This is a genomic window from Chryseobacillus diguaensis (genome assembly GCF_049220665.1).
Lineage (GTDB): Bacteria > Bacillota > Bacilli > Bacillales > Bacillaceae > Metabacillus_B.
Genome location: NZ_JBMKNV010000002.1, coordinates 293,090 through 314,698 on the forward strand (window position 1 = coordinate 293,090; position 21,609 = coordinate 314,698).

Annotated in this window: 23 protein-coding genes; 17 read left to right on the forward strand and 6 right to left on the reverse strand. The window is 40.6% G+C overall.

The genetic code is table 11. The annotated features are described in order from the left end of the window. The first annotated feature begins 165 nt into the window (after positions 1–165). The 3 genes from ACOT8F_RS04220 (at position 166) to ACOT8F_RS04230 (ending at position 3,945) form a co-directional block, all read left to right on the forward strand. Complete coding sequence (locus tag ACOT8F_RS04220; protein WP_421650307.1) at positions 166–1,143, forward strand: BMP family lipoprotein; 978 nt, start codon at positions 166–168, stop codon at positions 1,141–1,143. Continuing rightward, on the forward strand, positions 1,140–2,792 hold the full coding sequence (locus ACOT8F_RS04225; RefSeq protein ID WP_421650308.1) for a methyl-accepting chemotaxis protein: 1,653 nt from the start codon (positions 1,140–1,142) through the stop codon (positions 2,790–2,792). The genes ACOT8F_RS04220 and ACOT8F_RS04225 overlap by 4 nt, the downstream gene beginning before the upstream one ends. A 136-nt stretch (positions 2,793–2,928) precedes the next feature. Next, on the forward strand, positions 2,929–3,945 hold the full coding sequence (locus ACOT8F_RS04230; RefSeq protein WP_421650309.1) for a hypothetical protein: 1,017 nt from the start codon (positions 2,929–2,931) through the stop codon (positions 3,943–3,945). On the opposite strand, the gene ACOT8F_RS04235 is transcribed toward ACOT8F_RS04230, so the two are convergent. Both ACOT8F_RS04235 and ACOT8F_RS04240 read right to left on the reverse strand, forming a co-directional pair. Beyond that, positions 3,940–4,071 (reverse strand): DUF3941 domain-containing protein, encoded by a 132-nt coding sequence (locus ACOT8F_RS04235; RefSeq protein WP_421650310.1) that lies wholly within the window; start codon positions 4,069–4,071, stop codon positions 3,940–3,942. The genes ACOT8F_RS04230 and ACOT8F_RS04235 overlap by 6 nt on opposite strands. Before the next feature lie 241 nt (positions 4,072–4,312). Next, the gene (locus ACOT8F_RS04240; RefSeq protein WP_421650311.1) at positions 4,313–5,170 is read right to left on the reverse strand and encodes a DegV family protein; all 858 of its coding nucleotides are present in this window, start codon (positions 5,168–5,170) and stop codon (positions 4,313–4,315) included. Between the two features lie 315 nt (positions 5,171–5,485). Here ACOT8F_RS04240 and ACOT8F_RS04245 point away from each other — a divergent pair, with 315 nt between their 5' ends. Beyond that, positions 5,486–6,328: a YitT family protein gene (locus tag ACOT8F_RS04245; RefSeq protein WP_421650312.1), complete on the forward strand. Its 843-nt coding sequence runs from the start codon at positions 5,486–5,488 to the stop codon at positions 6,326–6,328. An 89-nt stretch (positions 6,329–6,417) separates the two neighbouring features. Beyond that, positions 6,418–6,801, forward strand: coding sequence for a BsuPI-related putative proteinase inhibitor (locus tag ACOT8F_RS04250; RefSeq protein ID WP_421650313.1), 384 nt, complete (start codon positions 6,418–6,420; stop codon positions 6,799–6,801). 40 nt (positions 6,802–6,841) lie between these two features. Here the strand turns inward: ACOT8F_RS04250 and ACOT8F_RS04255 are convergent, their stop codons facing one another. The 3 genes from ACOT8F_RS04255 to ACOT8F_RS04265 form a co-directional block, all read right to left on the reverse strand. Further along, the gene (locus tag ACOT8F_RS04255) at positions 6,842–7,027 is read right to left on the reverse strand and encodes a DUF3813 domain-containing protein (protein WP_421650314.1); all 186 of its coding nucleotides are present in this window, start codon (positions 7,025–7,027) and stop codon (positions 6,842–6,844) included. 2 nt (positions 7,028–7,029) lie between these two features. Beyond that, positions 7,030–7,188, reverse strand: coding sequence for a hypothetical protein (locus ACOT8F_RS04260; protein ID WP_421650315.1), 159 nt, complete (start codon positions 7,186–7,188; stop codon positions 7,030–7,032). A 137-nt stretch (positions 7,189–7,325) separates the two neighbouring features. Then, the gene (locus ACOT8F_RS04265) at positions 7,326–8,138 is read right to left on the reverse strand and encodes a Cof-type HAD-IIB family hydrolase (RefSeq protein WP_421650316.1); all 813 of its coding nucleotides are present in this window, start codon (positions 8,136–8,138) and stop codon (positions 7,326–7,328) included. Positions 8,139–8,314: 176 nt separating this feature from the next. On the opposite strand from ACOT8F_RS04265, the gene yjfP reads away from it, so the two are divergent. The 10 genes from yjfP (at position 8,315) to ACOT8F_RS04315 (ending at position 19,367) form a co-directional block, all read left to right on the forward strand. Further along, positions 8,315–9,082 (forward strand): esterase, encoded by a 768-nt coding sequence (gene yjfP / locus ACOT8F_RS04270; protein WP_421650318.1) that lies wholly within the window; start codon positions 8,315–8,317, stop codon positions 9,080–9,082. A 60-nt stretch (positions 9,083–9,142) separates the two neighbouring features. Then, a complete protein-coding gene (locus tag ACOT8F_RS04275) occupies positions 9,143–9,451 on the forward strand; it encodes a metal-sulfur cluster assembly factor (protein ID WP_421650319.1) in 309 nt (102 codons plus the stop codon). Positions 9,452–9,756: 305 nt separating this feature from the next. After that, positions 9,757–10,794: an N-acetyl-gamma-glutamyl-phosphate reductase gene (gene argC / locus ACOT8F_RS04280; RefSeq protein ID WP_421650320.1), complete on the forward strand. Its 1,038-nt coding sequence runs from the start codon at positions 9,757–9,759 to the stop codon at positions 10,792–10,794. Between the two features lie 18 nt (positions 10,795–10,812). Beyond that, positions 10,813–12,045 (forward strand): bifunctional ornithine acetyltransferase/N-acetylglutamate synthase, encoded by a 1,233-nt coding sequence (argJ, locus tag ACOT8F_RS04285; RefSeq protein ID WP_421650321.1) that lies wholly within the window; start codon positions 10,813–10,815, stop codon positions 12,043–12,045. A gap of 12 nt (positions 12,046–12,057) precedes the next feature. After that, positions 12,058–12,837, forward strand: coding sequence for an acetylglutamate kinase (gene argB / locus ACOT8F_RS04290; RefSeq protein WP_421650485.1), 780 nt, complete (start codon positions 12,058–12,060; stop codon positions 12,835–12,837). Beyond that, positions 12,834–13,988, forward strand: a complete 1,155-nt coding sequence (argD, locus tag ACOT8F_RS04295; RefSeq protein ID WP_421650322.1) for an acetylornithine transaminase — start codon at positions 12,834–12,836, stop codon at positions 13,986–13,988. Before argB ends, argD begins: the two co-directional genes overlap by 4 nt. 50 nt (positions 13,989–14,038) lie before the next feature. Further along, positions 14,039–15,091 (forward strand): carbamoyl phosphate synthase small subunit, encoded by a 1,053-nt coding sequence (locus tag ACOT8F_RS04300; RefSeq protein ID WP_421650486.1) that lies wholly within the window; start codon positions 14,039–14,041, stop codon positions 15,089–15,091. Continuing rightward, the gene (gene carB / locus ACOT8F_RS04305; RefSeq protein ID WP_421650323.1) at positions 15,084–18,182 is read left to right on the forward strand and encodes a carbamoyl-phosphate synthase (glutamine-hydrolyzing) large subunit; all 3,099 of its coding nucleotides are present in this window, start codon (positions 15,084–15,086) and stop codon (positions 18,180–18,182) included. Before ACOT8F_RS04300 ends, carB begins: the two co-directional genes overlap by 8 nt. Beyond that, positions 18,157–19,110, forward strand: coding sequence for an ornithine carbamoyltransferase (gene argF, locus ACOT8F_RS04310; RefSeq protein ID WP_421650324.1), 954 nt, complete (start codon positions 18,157–18,159; stop codon positions 19,108–19,110). The genes carB and argF overlap by 26 nt, the downstream gene beginning before the upstream one ends. Positions 19,111–19,187: 77 nt before the next feature. Further along, a complete protein-coding gene (locus ACOT8F_RS04315; protein WP_421650487.1) occupies positions 19,188–19,367 on the forward strand; it encodes a YjzC family protein in 180 nt (59 codons plus the stop codon). A 139-nt stretch (positions 19,368–19,506) separates the two neighbouring features. Here ACOT8F_RS04315 and ACOT8F_RS04320 read toward each other — a convergent pair whose 3' ends face one another. Continuing rightward, positions 19,507–19,692 carry a YjzD family protein gene (locus ACOT8F_RS04320; RefSeq protein WP_421650325.1) on the reverse strand — a complete coding sequence of 62 codons (186 nt, stop codon included), beginning with the start codon at positions 19,690–19,692 and terminating at the stop codon, positions 19,507–19,509. A 184-nt stretch (positions 19,693–19,876) separates the two neighbouring features. Between ACOT8F_RS04320 and ACOT8F_RS04325 the strand changes: the two genes are divergently transcribed. Both ACOT8F_RS04325 and ACOT8F_RS04330 read left to right on the forward strand, forming a co-directional pair. Then, positions 19,877–20,611: a hypothetical protein gene (locus ACOT8F_RS04325; protein ID WP_421650326.1), complete on the forward strand. Its 735-nt coding sequence runs from the start codon at positions 19,877–19,879 to the stop codon at positions 20,609–20,611. 89 nt (positions 20,612–20,700) lie between these two features. Continuing rightward, positions 20,701–21,552, forward strand: coding sequence for an NAD-dependent epimerase/dehydratase family protein (locus ACOT8F_RS04330; RefSeq protein ID WP_421650327.1), 852 nt, complete (start codon positions 20,701–20,703; stop codon positions 21,550–21,552). The last annotated feature ends 57 nt before the right edge of the window (positions 21,553–21,609 follow it).

The window sequence follows — 21,609 nt, forward strand, 5'->3', positions numbered from 1 at the left end:
CGCTAATTGAATAGGGGACAGGAGGCCCCGCCTGACCCCCAGCAAATCACCGCACAAAACCACCACCAACCACCCCCAAATAAAAATTTCACCCTCCCTATAAACATATAACTCCGCAAGTCCGATAAAAGAAATGGAAACATAAAACAGAGGAGAGAATACATAATGCACGCACGCAAAGAGTTTATTTTTTTATTGCTTCTTTTTCTTCTTGCAGGCTGTTCTGGACAAAAGCCTGTAAGTTCAATTGATAATAAAGTGAAAATTGGCATCATGCTGTCAGATGCCGGGCTTGGGGATCAGTCTTTCAGTGATTCTGGTTTTAAGGGACTCGAGAAGGCAAGGAATGAGGGGCGGATTTTATTTGATTACCGTGAGCTGAAAGACAGCGGTACTTACGAAAAAGGATTAACGCAGCTTGTTGAGGACGGGAATGACCTTGTGATCGGGCTAGGTTTCATGGCTCAGGAGGATCTTGAAAAGACAGCCAAAAAGTATCCAAATAAAAAATTCATTCTCGTTGATGCGGTCTCAAGTTTAAAAAATGTGACTTCCATCACTTTTAAAGAGAACCAGGGATCTTTCCTGGCAGGTGTGGTAGCGGCACTCACAACGAGAACCAATACGATAGGTTTTTTAGGCGGTGCTGACGTGCCGCTGATTCATAAGTTTGCCGATGGATTTGTTCATGGTGCAAAGTCTGTAAAACCTGATATTGCAATTAAAATTCAGTATGCAGGAGACTTTGGAAATGACAAGCTCGGTGCAGAAGTAGCAAAAAAAATGATCAGCGAAAAAGCGGATGTTTTATATACAGCTGCAGGGTTTACCGGGATCGGTGCTTTGAAAGCTGCTCAGGCAAATCATATTCACGCTATAGGAGTCGATACGGATCAGTATTACTATGCTGAAAAAGCGGTCGTTACTTCTATGCTAAAGAATGTAGATGTGGCGATTTATGATGTAGTGAGGGATTTTGCGAAAACAAAACAAGTGCCGAGTGGCCATATTGAACTTGGAATGGATAAAAACGGGGTAGGTCTTGCGCCAATTCGAGCGATTGAACTGACACCTGAACAGCAAAACATTCTTGATCAATGGACTCAAAAAGTGAAAAACGGTGAAGTGGAGGCGAGCCAATGACCATCAAAAAGCGTTTATACTTTAATTCTTACGGCTTGCTGATTCTTGCAGTTGCTATGATCTGCTTTATCATCTTTAATATGATTTCCATTCAATCCTCCAACCAGGATTACGTACCTGTTTTAATGGATGTTCAAAAGCTTGATGCAGAAATGAATTCTGTACAGCAGAGCATGAACAATTATTCTTTAACGCTTGCTGATGGACAGCAGGATGAGGCGCTGAAAGGGATACAGCAATTAAGTGCTGAACTTGCAAATGTTGAAAAGCTGATGTCAAATAAGAGTAAAATACAGCCGCTTGAGAAGGCAATTAAGAAATATAAAGAGTGGAAACCTTCTGCTTTAAAAGCGATCCAGGATAAAGAGGGACCTGAAGTAAAGAGAGAATCTGTCCGGATTAAAGGGATTCAAAATGATGTATATGATCTTCAGTTAATGGTGAACGATTATTATCATACTCTAGAGAATAAACTCCAGGATCAAATCAGATTTGTTATATTAGCCGCGGTAATAGGAATTGTCGTGCTTCTGATCATTACAGCCTTTATGGGGCTGCGCTTAACGAAAAAAATTACCGGACCGCTTAAAGCATTGTCCCGTAATGCAGAACAAATTGCTAAAGGGAATCTTGTTTTTGAGCCTGCTGTGATTCATAGCAAGGATGAGCTTGGGGCGCTTAGTCAATCTTTCATCAAGATGACGGACCAGCTGAAAGGCCTTCTTTTCTCGATAGATTCTGTCAGTAAAGAGGTTGAAGGGTTTGCGAAAGATCTGGAAAAAGAAAATATCGCTTTAACGGAGAGCAGCAACCAGGTTGCTGTTTCTACTGAAGAGCTTTCCGCAGGATCTCAGTCGATCTCAATGGATCTTCAGGACACTGTAAACCTCATAGAAACCATGGACAGTGATTTCAGTTTAAACGTGGAACGTTCAGAAAGTCTGGCTGGGCACGGGTATGAAGCGCAAATGGCTGTTCAGGATGGACAGGCAGCAATCAAAGAGCAGGGAAAGCTTATCGACGAAAATAAACAGACAAGCCTGCTGATTGAAGAATCGACAAAAACCTTTGTGAATCAGACAATGAAAATTGAAGATATGGCAAAAACGGTCTCCGATATAGCAGACCAGACGAATTTGCTGGCATTGAACGCCGCAATTGAAGCAGCCCGTGCAGGAGAAGCAGGTAAAGGATTTGCGGTAGTCGCTGCAGAGGTACGGAAGCTTGCGGAGCAATCAAATGTAGCCACAAGCCATATTTTTGATACAGCCAGCTTGATTAAAAAAGGTATTGCAGAAGTGGCCGATGCTGTTCAAAAAGGTGTGGGGATTGCTGAAAGCCAGCAGGTATCCATGAACATGACTACAGGATCCTTCCGGAATATTGAAAACAAAATGGACCAGATTTCGAAGGAATTAACAAACTTGCTTACAGGAATACAATCGTCTAAAGAATTGGGCGGGAAAGTGCTTCAAAATGCGGAAAGTATCAGTGCTGTTGTAGAACAGACAGCTGCAGGAAGCGAAGAAATAACGGCTTCCACAAATGAACAGCTGATAGCATTTGAGAAAATGTCAGAGAAAGTAACAGAACTTCGTCATTTAACAGATGATCTAAATAAAACCGTTGGCTTATTCAAGCTTTCTTAAGTCTCAAAGCCCATTCACGTTTTTTCGATGAATGGGCTTTTTTTGTTAATTTGGTAATTAAGTCCATTTGTTTTCAGGGACTGGTATTAGGGAATATTTAGACGTACGTTTATGTCAACATAGAGGTGAAAATACTATGTTTCTATTGAAATTTATCATGGGGATGTCTTCTGAATTGCTGAGTAAGCTCTTTAGCTTTGCTACAATGAGTTTTTTAGGCAGAGTGCCGTCAAAAGATGATTCAAAAGTGAGCTTTATCGGAGTACTGTCTTTTTACTGGCTGTTAATAGGCTTTTCCATAATTTTTCCTCAATATTTAAGCAATATTATTTTGTTTGCCCCGAAAGATCCGAGAATTGTAAGAATCATATCTATTCTCATTTTTATTCTTATTCCGCTTATTTGCGGCTGGACAACGACGAAAGTCAGCAATTATAACAGACAAAAACGGGTTATGTGGAAGCAGCTGTTGATGGGATATCCTTATGCCCTTGTTCTCGGTTTTCTAGTAATTGGACTGATAATAACTGTGCCAATTGTGAAAGCGCCCTATTTTCTCTATATGTACTATCTGGACAGCATCAAAATGATGATTCATAAAGGCAATTATGATGGTGCCATAAAAGAGATTATGTCTATTTTAAGGGAGCATGGTATTAAGGGGGAAGTTTCTGATCCGCCAAAGCTCCTTTGGTGGCAGTTTATAGCTTTGATCTGGGTTGAAGGAGAGATTTTTCACCATGAAATGTCCAAAGAAATGAAAATGATAAAGGGGACCCATAAAGATCAGCATTTTCAAATCTTACTTCATGCAACAGATGTTGCAATTACAGCGAAAAGGGGTCTTGCCACAAAAATCCGGGCAATTCTCGCCGAAAATCTTTCAGAAGAAAACATGTATTTTTCATGGGATGAAAAAGGGCACGAGATTGAAGATAAAATTAAAGAATATAAAAGAAAGCTTGTAAATGATAAAAATATCGAGTCCGCCGATGTTCAAGAATTGGTTGAAGAGCTTAGAGAAGTTGGTTTATCGCAAGAAGAATGGAGTGCAATTCGAAAGCAAATTTTCAAGTTGGAAGTTCTGAATAAACAAAAACACCCATCCTCCGCAGAAGAATACGGTGGACAGGAGTTTTCGCCATCATCATAAATGATCTGTTTTTTTGGAAAAAGAATTTTCGCCTTTTTGGCGATTTTTTTCTGCCTCCATATTTTTCTCATGGTGTTTGGCATTGTTGTCTTTTGCTTTTTTGTCATTATCGCTGGTATGCGGCATAGGCAGGCCCCTTTCGAAAATGGTACCTATATCTTGCCCTAACCCGTTTTTTATATGGCTCTTTTTTTAAACTTTACTCATGCTCTTTTATAAGGCTCTTTTCTTAAACTTTGTTTTTATCTCTTTTTCAAAAATATACCTGCCAGTTAGACAGGAATTTTAAGAAAAGATGCCACGAAGCTAATCTTCATGCGTTTTCAAAATACATACGAATAGCAACAATCTTTGCGAAAACAGCCTTTTATAAAGATTCGTTAAGAAAAAAAACAGCAATCGTTCCAGGTCCGGAATGAGAACCGACTGCAGCTCCAATCGGGTTTATAATGACTTTCTTTGGACTGAAGGCTTCTTCAATCATTTCCTTCACTTCCGCTGCTGTCTGTTCATCATCACCATGGCTGATGGCAACCGTTTGCTGGCTTAAGTCTTTTCCTCTTTCTCCCATCAATTCAATCATTCTGCGGAAAACTTTCTTTTTGCCGCGGATTTTTTCAAGAGGAATCAGTTTGCCGTCCTCGACATCAAGAAGGGGCTTAATATTCAAAAGACCGCCTACAAATGCTGATGCTTTGCTGACTCTGCCGCCCTTTGCCAAATAATCGAGGTCATGCACAGTAAATAAATGCTCAATGTGTTTGCAAAATGTCTTCACTTTTGCTTCAAGCTCAGCTAATGGAAGTCCTTTTGCTGAAAGCTCAGCAGCACGGACAACAGCTAAACCGTAGCCCAATGAAGCGGCTTTTGAGTCAATGATTGATAGATGAAAATCCGGAAATTCTTCTTTCACTTCGTTTGCAACCATCACAGAAGTCTGGTAAGTTCCTGATAGCTCTGAAGAAAAAGCAACATAGAGTCCTTCCGTACCCTTTTTCGCCATATCGGTGAAAATTTCTTTCAATTTAAGCGGGGAAGCCTGTGACGTTTTAGGGGTTTGTCCCTGTTTAATCGCTTGGTACACTTCTTTTGGATTTATAGCGACCAAATCTTCGTATTCCTGTCCGTTGACATGGACACCTAGCGGAATAAGTGTGACATTTTCATCTTTAAAAAATTGCAGTGGCAAATCACATGCACTATCTGCTAAAATGTGAACGTTCATATGTACACCTCTTTTGATTAAATGAATTCTTTATTGCAGCTAATTTATATGTTTTTTTAGTGCATAGCTGCTGTTTCCAAGTATATAAGGTATGGATTGCAATAATCTTTGTGAAAACAGCTAAGAATAAAAAAGAAGCTTCTTCATTACTGGCTAAAGCCTGTAAAATGCTTTTATTGAGGCGGTAAACAGGGTATGGATAAAGTACTCATTCATGAACCGGATAAAATAATGACCAACAATAGTCTATCACGATTTACCTAAATTACAATCATTGTAACCACTTCAGAAAGAAAAATTGGAGGTTATGCTTATATGGTTAAAGAAGAATCGAAAAGAATTGCCATCGTTATTTTCGGAGCATTACTTAATGCAATAGCACTTAATTTATTTTTAATTCCTGCTAATGTATATGCTTCAGGATTTACCGGGATTGCCCAGCTCGTTTCAAACGTACTGGGGGAACATACTCCCATACATATTTCAACAGGTACGCTCTTGCTCCTGCTGAATGTTCCTGTATTTTTTATGGGATGGAAGATGGTCGGTAAATCTTTTACCATCTACAGTATTATCAGTGTAGCTGGGACAACGGTGTTCCTTGGATTTATTCCTCTTCAGGAGCTTTCAAAGGATATTCTTTTGAATGCTGTATTCGGCGGGGTAATTTCAGCAGTTGGAGTAGGTCTTACCCTTAAATTTGGGGCTTCAACAGGAGGAATGGATATTGTCGCGATGGTGCTTTCCCGTATGAAGGACAAGCCTGTTGGAACATATTTTTTCTCGCTTAATGCCCTTATTATATTTACTGCGGGATTGTTATATGGCTGGGAAAAAGCACTTTATACACTCGTAACGCTCTATGTTTCCACACGGGTAATTGATGCAATTCATACAAGATATGAGAAGCTGACAGCAATGATTGTAACGAAGAAGAGCGAGGAAATGAAACGGGCGATCCACGCTAGACTGGTTAGGGGAATTACAACTGTTCCGGCTAAGGGTGCTTTTTCGAATGAAAGCAGGGACATGATGATTATGGTTATTACCCGGTATGAGCTTTATGATCTTGAGAAAATTATAAAAGACATTGATCCGCAAGCTTTTACGAATATTGTTGAAACAACAGCAATTTTCGGCTTTTTCCGAAAAAGTTAACGAGGTGCTATATGAAAAAGGCTCTCTGGTTATTGAGTCTTGTGTTTTTGTTTGGATGCAGCCATTCCAATAATGCGAAGGAGGTGTCTATGAACATGGATAATGTAGCCTTATCAGCAGATGCTGTACAGCAAAACCATCAAGTAGTTTTTACACTGACGGTTCAAAATCTATCTGATTCAAAAAAGAGTATGGAATTCCGTTCCGGACAAAAATACGAAATTCAAGTTAAAGACAGCAGCGGAGAGGAAATATATCGTTATTCCAAAGGAAAAATGTTTATTCAGTCCCTCAGTCAGCTGGTGCTTGAACCTGGAGAATCCAAAAGCTATAAAGAAACATGGGATTATTTTAAAGAGGGTCATGGCCTTAAGACTGGAAAATACCAAGCTGCCTTTACTTTTTTAGGAAAATGGAAGGAAGATGGTACCTATTTAACAGCTGATAAGGAATTTGACATCTCGGAAAAATAATAAAAAGCTGCGGATTTCACATCCGCAGCTTTTTATTTGGTTATTTTAATTCATTTAGTTCATCTTGCAATTCGCGCAGCTGTCTTCTTTCTGCTTCAGAAGATTGTGCATAAGCAGAAGAAATGGCCTGCTGTGCTTTGCTTGAGGCTTCAGTTTGAGAAGTCTCGGCTGGATGCTCTGCACTTCTGACGGTTTCACGAGCTTTTTGGAAAAGTTTGTTTGCCATAATCAAAATCCTCCAAGAGAATCTTCATCGATCATTTCAGCTTTTCGGCCGCGATCCTCAGCTTCTGCAAGTGTCATTTGATATGGAAAACGTTCGTCGTGTTTTGAAACAGTATCTTTCCCTTGCTGTATAAATCTTTTGGATTTATTGCTTTTGCCCATTGCGAATCCGCCCCTTTTTTCATCGGATAAAGACTGCAGCTGATACCATCACGGTATCTTTTATAGTGTCTCATCCGCGAGCCGGTTTTATCGGTGGAAATTATTACGAAAGGTTAAAAGGGGGCACCAGGCAAATACTACAAGGAAAGGGCTTCTTTTAAATAAACCGCAATCCCGTCTTCTTCATTTGTTTTCGTTTGTTTATTTGCAACAGATTTAAGCTTGTCAATTGCATTTCCCATTGCGACTCCTTGGCCGGCGAATTCAAGCATTTCAAGATCATTGTCTTCATCACCGAAGGCTATAATGCGTTCAGCAGGAATATTGTAGTGGTCAGCAATTTTTTTCAATCCTACTGCTTTGTTAATTCCTTTTTTAATAATCTCGATAACGTGCCACGGGGCTGCCCATCTGCGATGCTCCACAACTTCTGCGTGAACATCTGAAAGATAAGCTCTAATTTTATCGACGTTTTTTTCATCAGAATGGATTAATATACTTGTTACGTCTTCCCCAAGGTTTTCTCTTAAATCGCCTACAGTCATTTCGGGATCCCCCATACTGAAAACATCTAAGAGACGTTCATCATGCTGGTGGAAATAAACCCGGTCTTTTACTTCAGCAAGAATATTATGTACGTGATGTTTTTCAGCTTTATCGATAATTTCTTTTACGATTTCAAGATCCAATGTTGTATGGAAGGTGCCCCAATTTTTATCTTTTGGGTGATGAACGAAAGCTCCGTTAAAATTAACAATAGGAGTATCAAGATTCATCTGCCGGTAATAAAGAGAGCTTGAGCGATAAGGCCTGCCTGTTGAGATGCAGACAATATGTCCTGCTTCTTTCGCTTTTTTTATTATTTCCAATGAATAAGCTGAAATCGTTTTGTCGTCTTTTAACAAAGTCCCATCTAAATCAAGTGCGATTAAATAAGGTTTAGTTTCCATACAATCTCCTCTTGTCCGTTTAATTATGCTGGGCAAAAACATTCATTATGTATAATATCAGGCGGGAATTTTGTTCCTATAGTAAAGAAGCTATATGATTAGTGTATCTTTTTCATCAGATTTTTGTCTACATGTTACACTTAAGTTATTGACAAATTTCATAGGAGGGCTAGAAATTGGTCATCGTAGAAAATCTCAAGATTGACGGCATCCCACTCTTGCATATTGTTCGGGAAAAGGAAAAAAATGATGCACTTCCTTTTGTCCTTTTTGTGCATGGTTTTACCAGCGCCAAGGAAAACAATCTTCACTATGCCTATTTGCTTGCCGAAAAAGGCATAAGGGTCGTTCTTCCTGAAGCTCTATATCATGGTGAACGGTCGGAAAACCTGTCTCAAAACGCATTAAACGCTCAATTTTGGGTAATTGTACTTAATGAAATAAGTGAACTGGAAACTATTAAAAATGCCTTCAGCCAAAAAGGACTGATTGATGAGACTCGGATTGGTGCAGCCGGGACCTCGATGGGCGGTGTTGTAACGCTTGGGGCACTGACACAGTATTCATGGATAAAAGCAGGTGTCAGCTTGATGGGAAGTCCCTATTATGCTGATTTCCTAAAAATGCAGATTGAATACTTAAGAAATGAAGGACAGGTAATTCCAATTTCTGATAAAGAATTAGATGATCAGTTAAACCGGCTTGAACCATATGATTTAAGTATACATAGAGAAAAGCTGGCAAACAGGCCTCTTCTATTTTGGCATGGCGAAAAAGATAACGTCGTTCCATTTGAACCGACTTACCGTTTTTATGAAGAAATAAAAAGGGATTATGACTCTAATCCAGAGGATTTGGCTTTCATTCGGGATCCTGGTGCAGACCACAAGGTTTCAAGGGAAGGGCTGCTGTCTTTAGTGGCGTGGTTTGAAAAACATTTATGAGTCAATCTTGTTTAGTATTAATAAGTATTTCGTTATAATACATGAAAAGGAGCTGATAACATGGAAGAAGCATTGAAAGAAAACATTATGGGAGCTTTGGAGCAGGTAGTCGACCCTGAACTTGGCATTGATATCGTCAATTTAGGTTTAGTATATGATGTGCAAATGGACGAAGAGGGAAAAACCCTTGTAACGATGACACTGACTTCAATGGGCTGCCCATTAGCCGGCACCATTGTTGATCAAGTAAAAATTTCACTTGAAGGAATTCCGGAAGTCAAAGAAACAGAAGTAAACATTGTCTGGAATCCGCCTTGGTCTAAAGACCGGATGTCCCGCTATGCTAAAATCGCCTTGGGTGTTACCTGATATTTTTTTAAAGCCGGGCTTTCCATTGCCCGGTGTACTAATTTAACGAGCATGTTAAGACTGTGAAAGCAGTCTTTTTTTTAGGTTCTTTTCGTAAACTTTACGGTTTTTTATAATAGAAAATTCTAAAAAGATGCCGCGAAGTCTATCTTTAATCGTGTTCTAAATGCATATGAAATACGACAATCTTTGCGAAAACAGTTTTTTTTTTTTTTTTGGATTAAATTATAAAAATACAATTGATTTAAAGTTTATACAAAGTTATAATGGGTAAATAATTCAATGAGACTCGTAGGAGGGATTGGATGAATGTAGGAATTATAGGTGCCAGTGGTTATGGTGGCGTGGAACTTCATCGTTTTCTGCATCATCACCCTTATGTACAAGAATGTATATTATATACATCCTCGGATCAGGAAAAAAGGTACTCTGATCATTACCCTCATTTGACAGGAATTAATCAGGAAACATTAAAAAACCAGGAGGACCTGGAAGGTCTCGATGCATTATTTATTGCTGCACCTCCTGGAGTATCAGCCGCTTTGACCCCTGAATGCATGGAAAACTATCCAAATCTGCAAATCATTGATTTATCAGGCGATCTGCGATTAAAAAATTTAGAAGATTATGAGAAATGGTATAGGAGAAAGCCGGCATCTGGAAAAGCGGTTGAACAAGCCGTATACGGGCTGTCTGATATAAACAAGGAACAAATTAAAGAAGCGAGAATCGTCGCAAATCCGGGCTGTTACCCAACTGCGACATTGCTCGGACTTGCTCCATTGCTTGCAGCAGAAGGAGTGATAGAACCACATTCCATTATCGTTGACGCAAAATCTGGGGTTTCTGGGGCTGGGAAAAAGGCTTCTCAAGCTTCGCTGTATTCCGAGACGAATGAAAATTTCCGTATATACAAAGTTGCGGAGCATCAGCACACTCCGGAAATTGAGCAGGCATTAAGTTTATGGGCAAAAAAAGAAATTATGATTAGCTTTAATCCTCACCTTGTTCCTATGACAAGGGGAATCATGGCTACCTCATACGCATCTTTAACCAAAAATTGGAGCACTTCCGATCTTCTTGAGCATTACCGTGCGTTCTATCAGGATTCTCCTTTTGTGAGAATAAGAGAAAAAGGGAATTATCCTTCTACAAAAGAAGTCACAGGCTCCAACTACTGTGATATTGGCCTGAAAGCGGATGAGAGGACTGGAAGGGTAATCATTGTGTCGGTTATAGACAATCTCGTAAAGGGAGCTGCAGGCCAGGCAGTTCACAATTTTAATTTAATGAATGGATATGAGGAAGCAACGGGACTTAACGCATTGCCTATATATCCTTAAATACCAGGAGGGATCAGCGTGCAGGAAACAATGACTCAAGCGGTAATCAAAAAGATTGCCGGGGGAACGGCTGCAACACCGGCTGGATTTTCAGCAGATGGCGTGCATTGCGGCCTGCGTTATGAAAAACGGGATATGGGTGTCCTATTCAGCAAGGTACCTGCAAATTGTGCGGCAGTTTATACCCAAAGCCACTTTCAGGCAGCACCTCTCCTTGTAACGAAAGAAAGCATTGCAAAGGAAGGTAAGATTCAGGCGCTTCTTGTAAATAGCGGGATTGCAAATGCCTGTACCGGTAAAAAGGGGCTTTTGGATGCCTATAAAATGCGAAGCTCTTGTGCAAATAAATGGAATCTGAAAGAAAATCACGTAGCCATCGCCTCAACAGGGGTTATTGGCGAGCATTTAAAGATGGATCTGATTGAATCAGGGATTGGAATGCTGAATCCATCAGTAGAAGGAGCCGGCGGAGAAGCTTTTCAAAATGCGATTCTGACAACTGATACGGTAGAAAAAAGCAGCTGCTATCAATTTCAGGCAGACGATAAGACAATTACAATCGGCGGCGCAGCAAAGGGGTCAGGAATGATCCATCCTAACATGGCTACCATGCTCGCCTTTATTACGACGGATGCCAATATCGATTCAGCTCTGCTTCAGGAATCACTCAGAGAAATAACGGACAATACTTTTAACCAGATCACGGTTGACGGAGAAACATCAACAAATGACATGGTGCTGGTTATGGCTAACGGCTGTGCCGGCAATGAATCGTTAACAAAGACTCATAAGGATTGGCCTGTCTTTCAGGATACGCTTCAGATGGTTTGTGAAGAACTCGCTAAAAGTATTGCAAGAGACGGTGAAGGGGCAACAAAGCTCATTGAAACAACTGTAAAAGGAGCAAGAACGAAGGAAGAAGCAAGAAGGGTTGCAAAAAAAATAGTCGGCTCAAGCCTTGTGAAATCTGCGGTATACGGAGAAGATGCCAACTGGGGAAGAATTATCGGAGCAATGGGGCATAGTGATGCTTATATGGAACCGGCGAAAATTGATATCTTTCTTGGAGGCATTTGCATGCTGGAAGAGGGAGAACCGAAACCATTCAGTGAGAAAGAAGCAAAGGAATATTTAAAAAATGAGCAGATTCTAATCACAGTTGATCTTCATGTAGGTGAAAACGAAGGAACAGCATGGGGATGCGATTTGACTTACGATTACGTCAAAATAAACGCGAGTTATCGTACGTAAGGAGAGCAAATGATGAAGAAAACTTTGGTATTAAAGTGTGGCGGAAGCATTCTGAACCAGCTTTCTTCAGAATTTTTCCGTTCTGTGAAACAAATGGCTGATGAGAACTGGAATATTGTAATTGTTCATGGCGGAGGGCCTGATATCAATTCACTGCTTTCGGAACTGAATATTGAAAGTGAGTTTTTTGAAGGGCAAAGGAAAACTACCCCGGAAATTCTTGAGGTTGTAGAGATGACTCTCGCCGGCAAACTGAACAAAAAGCTGGTCCGCAAGCTTTCTGAAGCGCAGCTTAATGCTGTCGGAATTACAGGACAAGATGGCGGGTTGCTGACAGCAGAATTCCTTAGTCGGGAACATCTGGGTTTTGTAGGAAGAGTAACAAGCGTTCAAACAGAAATTCTTCAGATGCTGCTGGATAAGGGATTTATCCCGGTAGTTGCACCGCTTGCACGGACAGAGGATTATCAGGCTTTGAATGTGAATGCGGATCTTGCAGCTTCAGCCATTGCGAGAGCGCTTCAGGCAGACAAACTGCTTTATGTGACGGACGTAAAAGGCATTCTTCAGGAAAAGAAACTCGTTGATGAAATTAATCCGGAAGAGATTAATGGATTAATAGAAAAAGGAGTGATTACCGGAGGGATGATTCCAAAAGCCAAAGCTGCATCCGGTTCTCTTTCTGAGCATTTAAAGCAGGTCATGATCGTCAGCGGTAAACAGACATTTTTCAAGGAAGGCAAATTTATCGGTACGAAGGTATGCAAACAAAAGGAGGCTGCCGAAAAGTGAGTTATTTATTCCCGACTTATAGCAGATGGGATGTATCCATTGTTGAAGGTGACGGCGCTCGGGTGAAGGATGCTTCAGGCAAATCGTATCTGGATTTTATTTCAGGCATTGCGGTAACTAATCTTGGCCATCGTCATGAGAATGTGAAGAGGGCTCTTGAAAATCAGCTGGATAAAGTGTGGCATGTGTCCAATCTTTTTCAAAATGATCTTCAAGAAGAAGCGGCAAAGCTGCTGTGCGATAACAGCTGCGCTGATGCGGTTTTCTTCTGCAACAGCGGTGCTGAGGCGAATGAAGCGGCGATTAAGCTTGCCAGAAAGCATACAAATAAGGAAAAAATCATTACGTTTAAACAATCCTTTCACGGCAGAACCTTCGCTACAATGGCAGCAACAGGACAAGAAAAGGTTAGAGAAGGCTACGGTACAATGCTTCCTTCTTTTGATTATTACGAATACAACGACACTGAAAGTATGAGAAAGCTTGATGATCATTCGGTTGCTGCAATCATGCTTGAAGTTGTTCAAGGAGAGGGAGGAGTCAGGCCTGCAGACCCTGAGTTTTTAAAAGAAGCTGAAAAAGCGTGCAAAAGAGTTGGGGCGCTTTTAATCATTGATGAAGTGCAAACAGGAATTGGGAGAACAGGCTATTTCTTTGCCCATCAAAAGGAATCCATTCAGCCGGATATCATTACTGCTGCTAAGGGACTTGGGAGCGGTTTCCCTGTTGGAGCGATGCTGGGAAAAAAAGAACTGGCTTCTTCGTTTGGACCAGGTTCTCATGGAACCACTTTTGGAGGAAGCATGCTTGCGATGGCTGCTGTTAAAGCGACTATCGAAACGGTCCTTGAAAATGAATTTTTAGAACAAGTTGTTGAAAAGGGATCTTATTTGATGAACATATTAGAAAAAGAGCTGCAATCATCAAACAAGGTTGAAGGGATACGCGGAAAGGGACTTATGATCGGCATTGAATGCCGCGAACCTGTTGGTTCCATGATTACAGCTCTCAGAGAAGCTGGAATTTTAGTTTTGCCTGCTGGTGAGAGGGTAATTCGTCTGCTTCCTCCATTGACTGTATCGAAAGAGGAAATAGAGGAAGCTGCAGAAGGATTGAAGCAAGTGCTGAATTCAGCAGAAGTAAGTGTTTGAAGCAAGTACAAGAACTGAATAAATTGATGCATCAGAAGAGGGTGAAAGAGATGGAAGGGTACTTAATTTTAGAAGATGGAACGTCATTTGAAGGAAAAATAAGCGAACATACTTCAGAAGAAGGCGAAATTGTTTTTTATACAGGAATGACAGGCTATCAGGAGGTTCTAACGGATCCTTCCTATACAGATCAAATCATTGTTTTTACCTATCCCCTTATTGGAAACTACGGAATTAATCAATATGATTTTGAAAGCAAAGAGCCTACTGTAAAAGGAGTAGTGCTGTATGAATGCTGTGAATCCTTCTCCCATTACAAGGCTGTTTCAAGTGTCAGAGAATATTTGGCGAAGTGGAATGTTCCGATGCTTGAACATGTGGATACAAGATCCGTCGTGAAAAACATCCGGGAAAATGGAACAATGAAAGCGTTGATTAGCACAAGTGCTGAAGAAAAACTTTCTGATCTGCCGATTACCATTCGCCAGCATTCTGCTGAAAGAGGAATCACTGCATACGGAAACGGAAAGAGAAGCATCGCTCTGATTGATTTTGGATATAAAAAATCGATCGTCACATCCCTTGTTAAAAGAGATTGTTCAGTAACTGTTATTCCTTATAAAGAAATGGAAAAGGTCTTTTCGAAGAAATACGACGGGGTGGTGTTCTCTAACGGGCCTGGTGATCCGAAAGGACATAAAAACTGCCTGGAGCTTATAAAAAAAATAGCAGATGCCTATCCTACGCTTGGTATTTGTCTCGGGCACCAGCTTCTTGCACTTGCTTACGGGGGAAATACGAAAAAACTCAGATTCGGACATAGAGGGGCAAATCATCCGGTATACGACCTCAATTCCCATATGGTTTTTATGACTTCCCAAAATCACAGCTATGTGGTTGATGCCTTTGAACAGAAGGATTTTGCCGTCCGATTTAAAAATGTAAATGATGAAACGGTTGAAGGTCTTGTTCATCAAAAGCTGCCAATTTTATCTGCGCAATTTCATCCTGAAGCGAACCCGGGCCCATCAGACAGCGAGTGGATTCTGGATGAATTTCTGGAAATGGCAGAAGAGAAGGGCGTGAAAAAGCTGTATGCCTAAAAAGAATTTCAAATGTGTTCTGGTCATCGGATCAGGGCCCATCATCATCGGCCAGGCTGCAGAATTTGATTATTCCGGAACTCAAGCATGCCTAGCTTTAAAGGAAGAGGGCTGCCGGGTAATTCTGGTGAATAATAACCCGGCAACGATTATGACTGACGAAAGGACAGCCGATGCGGTTTACTTTGAACCATTAACGGTCAAAAGCCTTGAAAAAATCATTCAAAAAGAAAAGCCTGATGGCCTGCTTGCAACGGTCGGCGGCCAGACTGGATTAAACCTTGCATTTGAATTAAATGAAAAAGGAATTCTCGAGAAATATCAAATAACATTATTGGGAACATCAATTGAATCAATTGAACAAGGCGAAGACAGGGAAAAGTTCCGCTCTTTAATGAAAGAATTGAATGAGCCTGTCCCGGAAAGTGAAATTATCACAAGTTTAGAAGAGGCAAAAGCATTTGCTGAAACAATCGGCTATCCTCTCATTATCCGCCCTGCTTATACACTTGGAGGAAAAGGAGGAGGTATTGCGGCGACAGAAGAGGAATATCACGACCTAGTCGTTAATGGACTTCAGTCGAGCCCAATCCGCCAATGCCTGATTGAACAAAGCATTGCAGGCTTTAAGGAGCTTGAATATGAAGTGATGCGTGATGCGGCAAATACGTGTATTACGGTTTGCAACATGGAGAATATTGATCCCGTTGGAATACATACAGGAGACTCGATTGTTGTCGCGCCATCCCAAACGCTCATTGACAGAGAGTACCAGATGCTTAGAAGTGCCGCTTTAAAAATTGTGTCGGCCCTTGGCATTATCGGAGGCTGTAATATTCAGTTTGCTCTCGATCCAAAAAGCAATCAGTATTATGTGATTGAAGTAAATCCGCGTGTCAGCCGTTCTTCAGCACTTGCGTCAAAAGCTACTGGCTATCCTATTGCAAAAATTGCAGCAAAGCTAGGTCTTGGCTATACGCTGAATGAATTGAAAAATCCGTTAACCGAAAATACATTTGCAAGCTTTGAACCTGCACTTGATTATGTGATCGTGAAATTCCCGCGCTGGCCGTTTGATAAGCTGAAAGGAATCGACCGGAAGCTTGGTACGAAGATGAAAGCTACAGGCGAAGTAATGGCTATTGCCAGAAACATGGAGGCAGCCCTTCAAAAAGCTGCTGAATCTCTTGAGCTTGAAAACATTGGGATTTTCCTGCCGGAACTTGAAGCTTCTTCCGATCAAGCATTACTGCAATTAGTGAAGGGAGCAGACGACCGCAGGTTTTTTGCCGTGACGGAACTGTTAAGAAGAGGGGATTCGGTCTCGAATTTACATGATCAAACAGGAATTGACCTTTATTTTTTACATGTATTTGCCAATTTAATCAACATGGAAAAAGAAATCAGACAAAACCCTGCTGGGATTTATTCAAAAGAACTTCTTCAGAAATATAAAGAAAAAGGTTTTTCTGACAGAACGTTAGGATACCTGACAAACAAAAGCGAAAAAGAAATCTGGGAAGAAAGAAAAAAAGCTGGAATACATCCTGTTTTCAAACATGTAGATACCTGTGCAGCTGAATTTGATGCACGGACGAATTATTTTTACTCTTCTTATTATGGAGATCACGATCTTTTGCCTGGCAGTTCTGAGAAGAAAAAGGTTCTTGTGATCGGTTCCGGACCAATCCGGATTGGCCAGGGAGTAGAATTTGATTACAGTGCTGTTCAAGGGATTAAAACGCTTCAGTCAATAGGGTATGAAGCGATTATGATTAACAATAATCCGGAAACCGTCAGTACAGATTTTGAAACAGCAGACAGACTTTACTTTGAACCACTGACACTTGAGTACGTAATGAATGTTGTGGAACATGAAAAGGTGGATTCGGTCGTTGTTCAATATGGCGGACAAACAGCCATCAATCTGGCTGAAGAGCTTGAAAATGAAGGAATTACGCTTCTTGGCACAGACAGCAGAACACTGGATTTGCTGGAAGACCGCCAAGCCTTTTATAACCTGCTCGATTCTTTAAGAATCCCGAGGATGGAGGGAGGAACTGCAGCAAACAAGGACGAAGCACGAAGAGATGCCTTGGAGATCGGCTTTCCCCTTCTACTGAGACCATCCTATGTTATCGGCGGAAAAGGGATGGTCGTCGTTCATACAGAACAGGAGCTCTCAGCACTTTTGGAAAGAATAGATGAAAGTGTTTATCCTGTATTGCTTGATCGTTATTTTACAGGAGAAGAAGCAGAAATTGACCTGATATCAGATGGCCGTGAAGTCTTCATTCCAGCAGTAATGGAGCATGTTGAAAGAGCGGGTGTTCATTCAGGTGACAGTCATGCGATTATTCCTGCTCAGAATATTTCAAGGGAAGCAGAAATAAAAATGAAATCTTTTGCTGAAAAAATTGCTTTGGAAATTGGATATAAAGGGGTAATGAATATCCAATTTTTGTTGAAGGATCAGGAAGTATACGTACTGGAAGTAAATCCGCGGGCAAGCAGAACAGTTCCCGTTATCAGCAAAGTGACTGGTGTTCAGATAATTGACCTTGCTACAAAGATTTTATGCGGTGCCGCCCTTCATAAGATGATGCTTTCTTTCAAACAGCACAATTATGTTGCGGTAAAACTGCCGGTTTTTTCTGTGCATGCTATTCCTGATATGGATATGCTGCTTTCACCTGAAATGAAATCAACTGGTGAAGGGATGTATATTGGGCAAAGCGCAGAAGAAGCCTTCAGGAAAATGTTTGATGACACAAACTTGCTGGAGAAACCGATATTTATAGATGCTGATTTGGATGATATACAGATGCCGGAACTTGCGGTGCTGAATGTTTTTGATGAGAGATTTGAGGAACATTTAAAAGAAATCGGGATTCTATACAGTCCTTTCAATACGGAAGAAGCAAAAATGAAAAGAAAAAAAGCTGCTGCTTTTGGAGTTAAAGTCATTACGGAAAAGCCTATTCTAAAAGCCTTTTGCAAAGCATTTAAAGAAAAAGATTACAATGTTTATGCCATTCAGGAGATCCAGGGAGGGGAAAAGACCAATGAATACAGCAGCATCTATTCATAAGCTGAATAACAGCTTTGCGAGGAAAGATTTTTTGACCCTGCTTGACTATAGTGCAGATGACATCCAAACCCTAATAAAGACAGCAATTGAGTTGAAAAAAAATCCTTTGCAGCCTATTTTAAAAGGGAAAATTCTTGGAATGATTTTTGAGAAATCCTCTACTCGCACAAGAGTATCGTTTGAAGCTGGGATGATTCAGCTTGGAGGGAGCGCCCTTTTCTTAAGTACCAGAGACCTTCAGCTTGGAAGGGGAGAGAGCATTTCGGATACCGCAAAGGTGCTGTCATCTTATCTGGATGCTATTATGATTCGCACTTTTGATCAAAAGGTGCTGGAAGAATTGGCGGAGCATTCATCCATCCCGGTTATAAACGGATTAACAGATCAATTTCACCCATGCCAGGCTCTTGCTGATCTTATGACCATCTATGAATGGAAAAATACATTTAAAGGACTGAAAGTTGCCTACATCGGGGACGGAAATAATGTGGCTCAATCTCTGATGATTGCCTGCAGCAAAATGGGCATCCATTTCTCTTTTGCAGGACCAGAAGGCTATATGCCTGATGAAAAGATCACTGCAGCAGCACAAAAAGAGGCCGTTCAGTCAGGATCTGTGATTGAACTAGTCAACAGTCCTGAAAAAGCAGCGGAAAACGCCGATGTCATTTATACAGATGTATGGACCAGCATGGGTAAGGAGAAAGAAGCAGAAAACAGAATTGAAAATTTTAAGCCTTATCAAGTGAACAAAGCTCTTTTTGCCTTAGCTAAAAAGGATTGTATCTTTTTGCATTGTCTTCCAGCTCATAGAGAAGAAGAAGTAACCGCGGAAATTATAGATGGAAGCCAGTCTGCAGTATTTCAGCAGGCTGCCAACCGAATGCATGCCCAGAAAGCATTGCTGAAAATGCTCCTCATTTCATAAGTGGTTCTTAAGTATTCATGAATTTTGCCTTTACGAGGCATACTATCATGAAAGTTTTTGGAACAGGAGGGAAAGCAATGGGTCAGCAGCATCGATTCAGACCGGGCCAAAAAGCACCGAATAATGGTGTATATATTGAGATTGGCGAAACAGGAGATAATGTGAAAAATCCTAAAATGATTAAGCTGAGAGCAGGCGATGATTTCCCGGAAACGGCAAATCATAACCGTCAATGGACTTATCAGCGGAAGCCATAAAAAGAAAGAAACCATCTAATAAGATGGTTTCTTTCTTTTTTGGCAAATGGGTTTTCCTTACGATTCTAACGTTTTAACCAGCTTGTTTAAGGAATGGAAAAACAAAAAAAGTATCCGGGATACCTTTTTCTGTAAGAGTTTAATGGCTTTCTTCACCAGTCTTATCAGGCACTACCGCAGCAATTATGTAAAAGAGAACCGTTGCAATAACTGCAAGCAGCGAAGCTGTTCCGAAGTTATAAGCTGTGCCAAGCATGGCTGTGCCAACATAGCCTGCCATATTCATTAATAGAAAAGCCCAAATAAATGTCCAAATGAAACGCATTAGTTTCACCCCGCTTACATACAATTCTACACCTATCTTATCACATGAAAGCATGATAATAAAAGATGCAGTTATACAAATCCATGTCAATTTGATGTCCAAATAGGCGGAAAAACCATTCGTCAAAGAGGACATCTACATAATATATAGAAATCCCTAAAAGAGAAAGGTGGTGGGCAAGCGCTTGGAAATCTACGATCGTTTTTTTCAATTGGAAGAAGAGTGGAGTGTGGTGCACATTCCATACAAACCCAATGGCATTGGTGTTCTCATTCTTGGGGACCGGCTTCATTTTGTTGAAGAACAAACGAGCTTTTGGATGCAGCATCAAGGGCGAAAACAGCTGTTATCCAGACTTCGAAACGAGGGATACACACTCTTTCAGTCAAATTTAACAGGGATTCATTGGGGCTCCCCGAAAGCATCCGCATTATCTAAACTGCTGATTCATACCGTTTTGAAAAAAGAAATCCTCAATGGGAAAGTTCATCTTTTGACAGAAGGAATGGGCTCTTTAACAGGTCTGGAGCTTATGGAAAGCATTCCGGATAAAATCAGGTCTGTAGCCATGTTCAATCCTTGCCTGGACCTTCAGGCATATATAGAAGATGAAAAAAACAACAAGTTTTTTTATAAGCGTCTGATTAAAGAAATTGCAAAAGCGTACGAAGTGGAAGATGGAGAAGTGCTGAATTTACCTTTTGTGAGGGTTGAAGATACCGTTTCAGATCTTCCGGTCAGGATTTGGCAAAGAATGAATGGGAGCTCTTATCCATATCAGCAGCACAGCAGAAAATATGAAGAATGGAGAAACTCACGGGGATGTCCAATTGAACTTAGTCTTCATGTTGGGGATCATTTTTACAGACTTCATGATAAGGTGATCAGGTTTTATAACCAAAATGAAAAAATGCTGTAATGTCATTATTGTCCTCTTAGGAATAAGGGGACTATTTGTATTTTAAAAAGCATATTTTTCAAGTATCGCTTTCATTAGGAGGACGTTATATGAAAAGTATTTGTATTTTTGGCATTCATACATTTTTAGGCTACGCTTTATGTGAAAAATATTTGCAGGAAGGAATTCCTGTCTATGGTATATATGAGCCTCCTCGGACAGAGCAGGAAAAAGAAGAATTTGAAGAAAAAATGATGCTGATCGGAAGAAACGCCCTTCTGCAAACAGCCTTATATGAAAAGGACTTTCCCCTTTACGATGAATCACCAACACTTGTATACTACGTTCCAGAAGATAAGGAAAAAGCTGATCAAGTGAATGAAAAGAAATTGTCAAGGTTATTGGATTGGGTGAAATCAAAAGAACTTGCCTTTATTCTTATTTCATCATTAGAGGTATTTGGAAAAAAGCAAAAAAAAATAGCTAAAGATACCATCCCTGTTCCGGATACTGACCGAGGGAAACAATACTTGAAACTGGAACAAATGGTTTCCTCAGCCTTTGAAGAAAAGGACTCTCATTTTGTGTCTTTCCGTCTTCCTTTATTGTATGGGCCATGGCAGCCGAAACACTATGCGTTCCAGTCCGTTTTGCTGAATGAAACGGCTGCGATAGAGGAAGATACGAGGGAAATCCTGTTTATAAAGGATGCTGTAAATGCTATAGTAAAGACGGATCTTTTTTCCTTTGATAAAGGAGCACATTTGTATGTGAGTTCAGGAAAAGAGAATGAGTGGGCAAAAGCAGCAGAAATTTTGGACATTGAGTCTAGTCTGTCTCAAAGTATTGACCTGCCTCAAGATCTGGTAATCCCTTTACAGGAAACGACCCCGGTAGAAAAAGGAATCCAGCTGCAGAGAGTTCATAATGAGCAATACAAAATGCTTTACGAAGGAAAATAAAGAAAGGCTCTTTTCTTAAACTTTGTTGTTTTTTCATCCATTTAAGTGATTATAGAG

Bases quoted from the DNA above. Each gene is read 5' to 3' on its own strand.
- ACOT8F_RS04220 (WP_421650307.1), top strand. From the start codon at position 166: ATGCACGCACGCAAAGAGTTTATTTTTTTATTGCTTCTTTTTCTTCTT.
- ACOT8F_RS04225 (WP_421650308.1), top strand. From the start codon at position 1,140: ATGACCATCAAAAAGCGTTTATACTTTAATTCTTACGGCTTGCTGATT.
- ACOT8F_RS04230 (WP_421650309.1), top strand. From the start codon at position 2,929: ATGTTTCTATTGAAATTTATCATGGGGATGTCTTCTGAATTGCTGAGT.
- ACOT8F_RS04235 (WP_421650310.1), bottom strand. From the start codon at position 4,071: ATGCCGCATACCAGCGATAATGACAAAAAAGCAAAAGACAACAATGCC.
- ACOT8F_RS04240 (WP_421650311.1), bottom strand. From the start codon at position 5,170: ATGAACGTTCACATTTTAGCAGATAGTGCATGTGATTTGCCACTGCAA.
- ACOT8F_RS04245 (WP_421650312.1), top strand. From the start codon at position 5,486: ATGGTTAAAGAAGAATCGAAAAGAATTGCCATCGTTATTTTCGGAGCA.
- ACOT8F_RS04250 (WP_421650313.1), top strand. From the start codon at position 6,418: ATGAACATGGATAATGTAGCCTTATCAGCAGATGCTGTACAGCAAAAC.
- ACOT8F_RS04255 (WP_421650314.1), bottom strand. From the start codon at position 7,027: ATGGCAAACAAACTTTTCCAAAAAGCTCGTGAAACCGTCAGAAGTGCA.
- ACOT8F_RS04260 (WP_421650315.1), bottom strand. From the start codon at position 7,188: ATGGGCAAAAGCAATAAATCCAAAAGATTTATACAGCAAGGGAAAGAT.
- ACOT8F_RS04265 (WP_421650316.1), bottom strand. From the start codon at position 8,138: ATGGAAACTAAACCTTATTTAATCGCACTTGATTTAGATGGGACTTTG.
- ACOT8F_RS04275 (WP_421650319.1), top strand. From the start codon at position 9,143: ATGGAAGAAGCATTGAAAGAAAACATTATGGGAGCTTTGGAGCAGGTA.
- argC (WP_421650320.1), top strand. From the start codon at position 9,757: ATGAATGTAGGAATTATAGGTGCCAGTGGTTATGGTGGCGTGGAACTT.
- argB (WP_421650485.1), top strand. From the start codon at position 12,058: ATGAAGAAAACTTTGGTATTAAAGTGTGGCGGAAGCATTCTGAACCAG.
- ACOT8F_RS04300 (WP_421650486.1), top strand. From the start codon at position 14,039: ATGGAAGGGTACTTAATTTTAGAAGATGGAACGTCATTTGAAGGAAAA.
- carB (WP_421650323.1), top strand. From the start codon at position 15,084: ATGCCTAAAAAGAATTTCAAATGTGTTCTGGTCATCGGATCAGGGCCC.
- argF (WP_421650324.1), top strand. From the start codon at position 18,157: ATGAATACAGCAGCATCTATTCATAAGCTGAATAACAGCTTTGCGAGG.
- ACOT8F_RS04315 (WP_421650487.1), top strand. From the start codon at position 19,188: ATGGGTCAGCAGCATCGATTCAGACCGGGCCAAAAAGCACCGAATAAT.
- ACOT8F_RS04320 (WP_421650325.1), bottom strand. From the start codon at position 19,692: ATGCGTTTCATTTGGACATTTATTTGGGCTTTTCTATTAATGAATATG.
- ACOT8F_RS04330 (WP_421650327.1), top strand. From the start codon at position 20,701: ATGAAAAGTATTTGTATTTTTGGCATTCATACATTTTTAGGCTACGCT.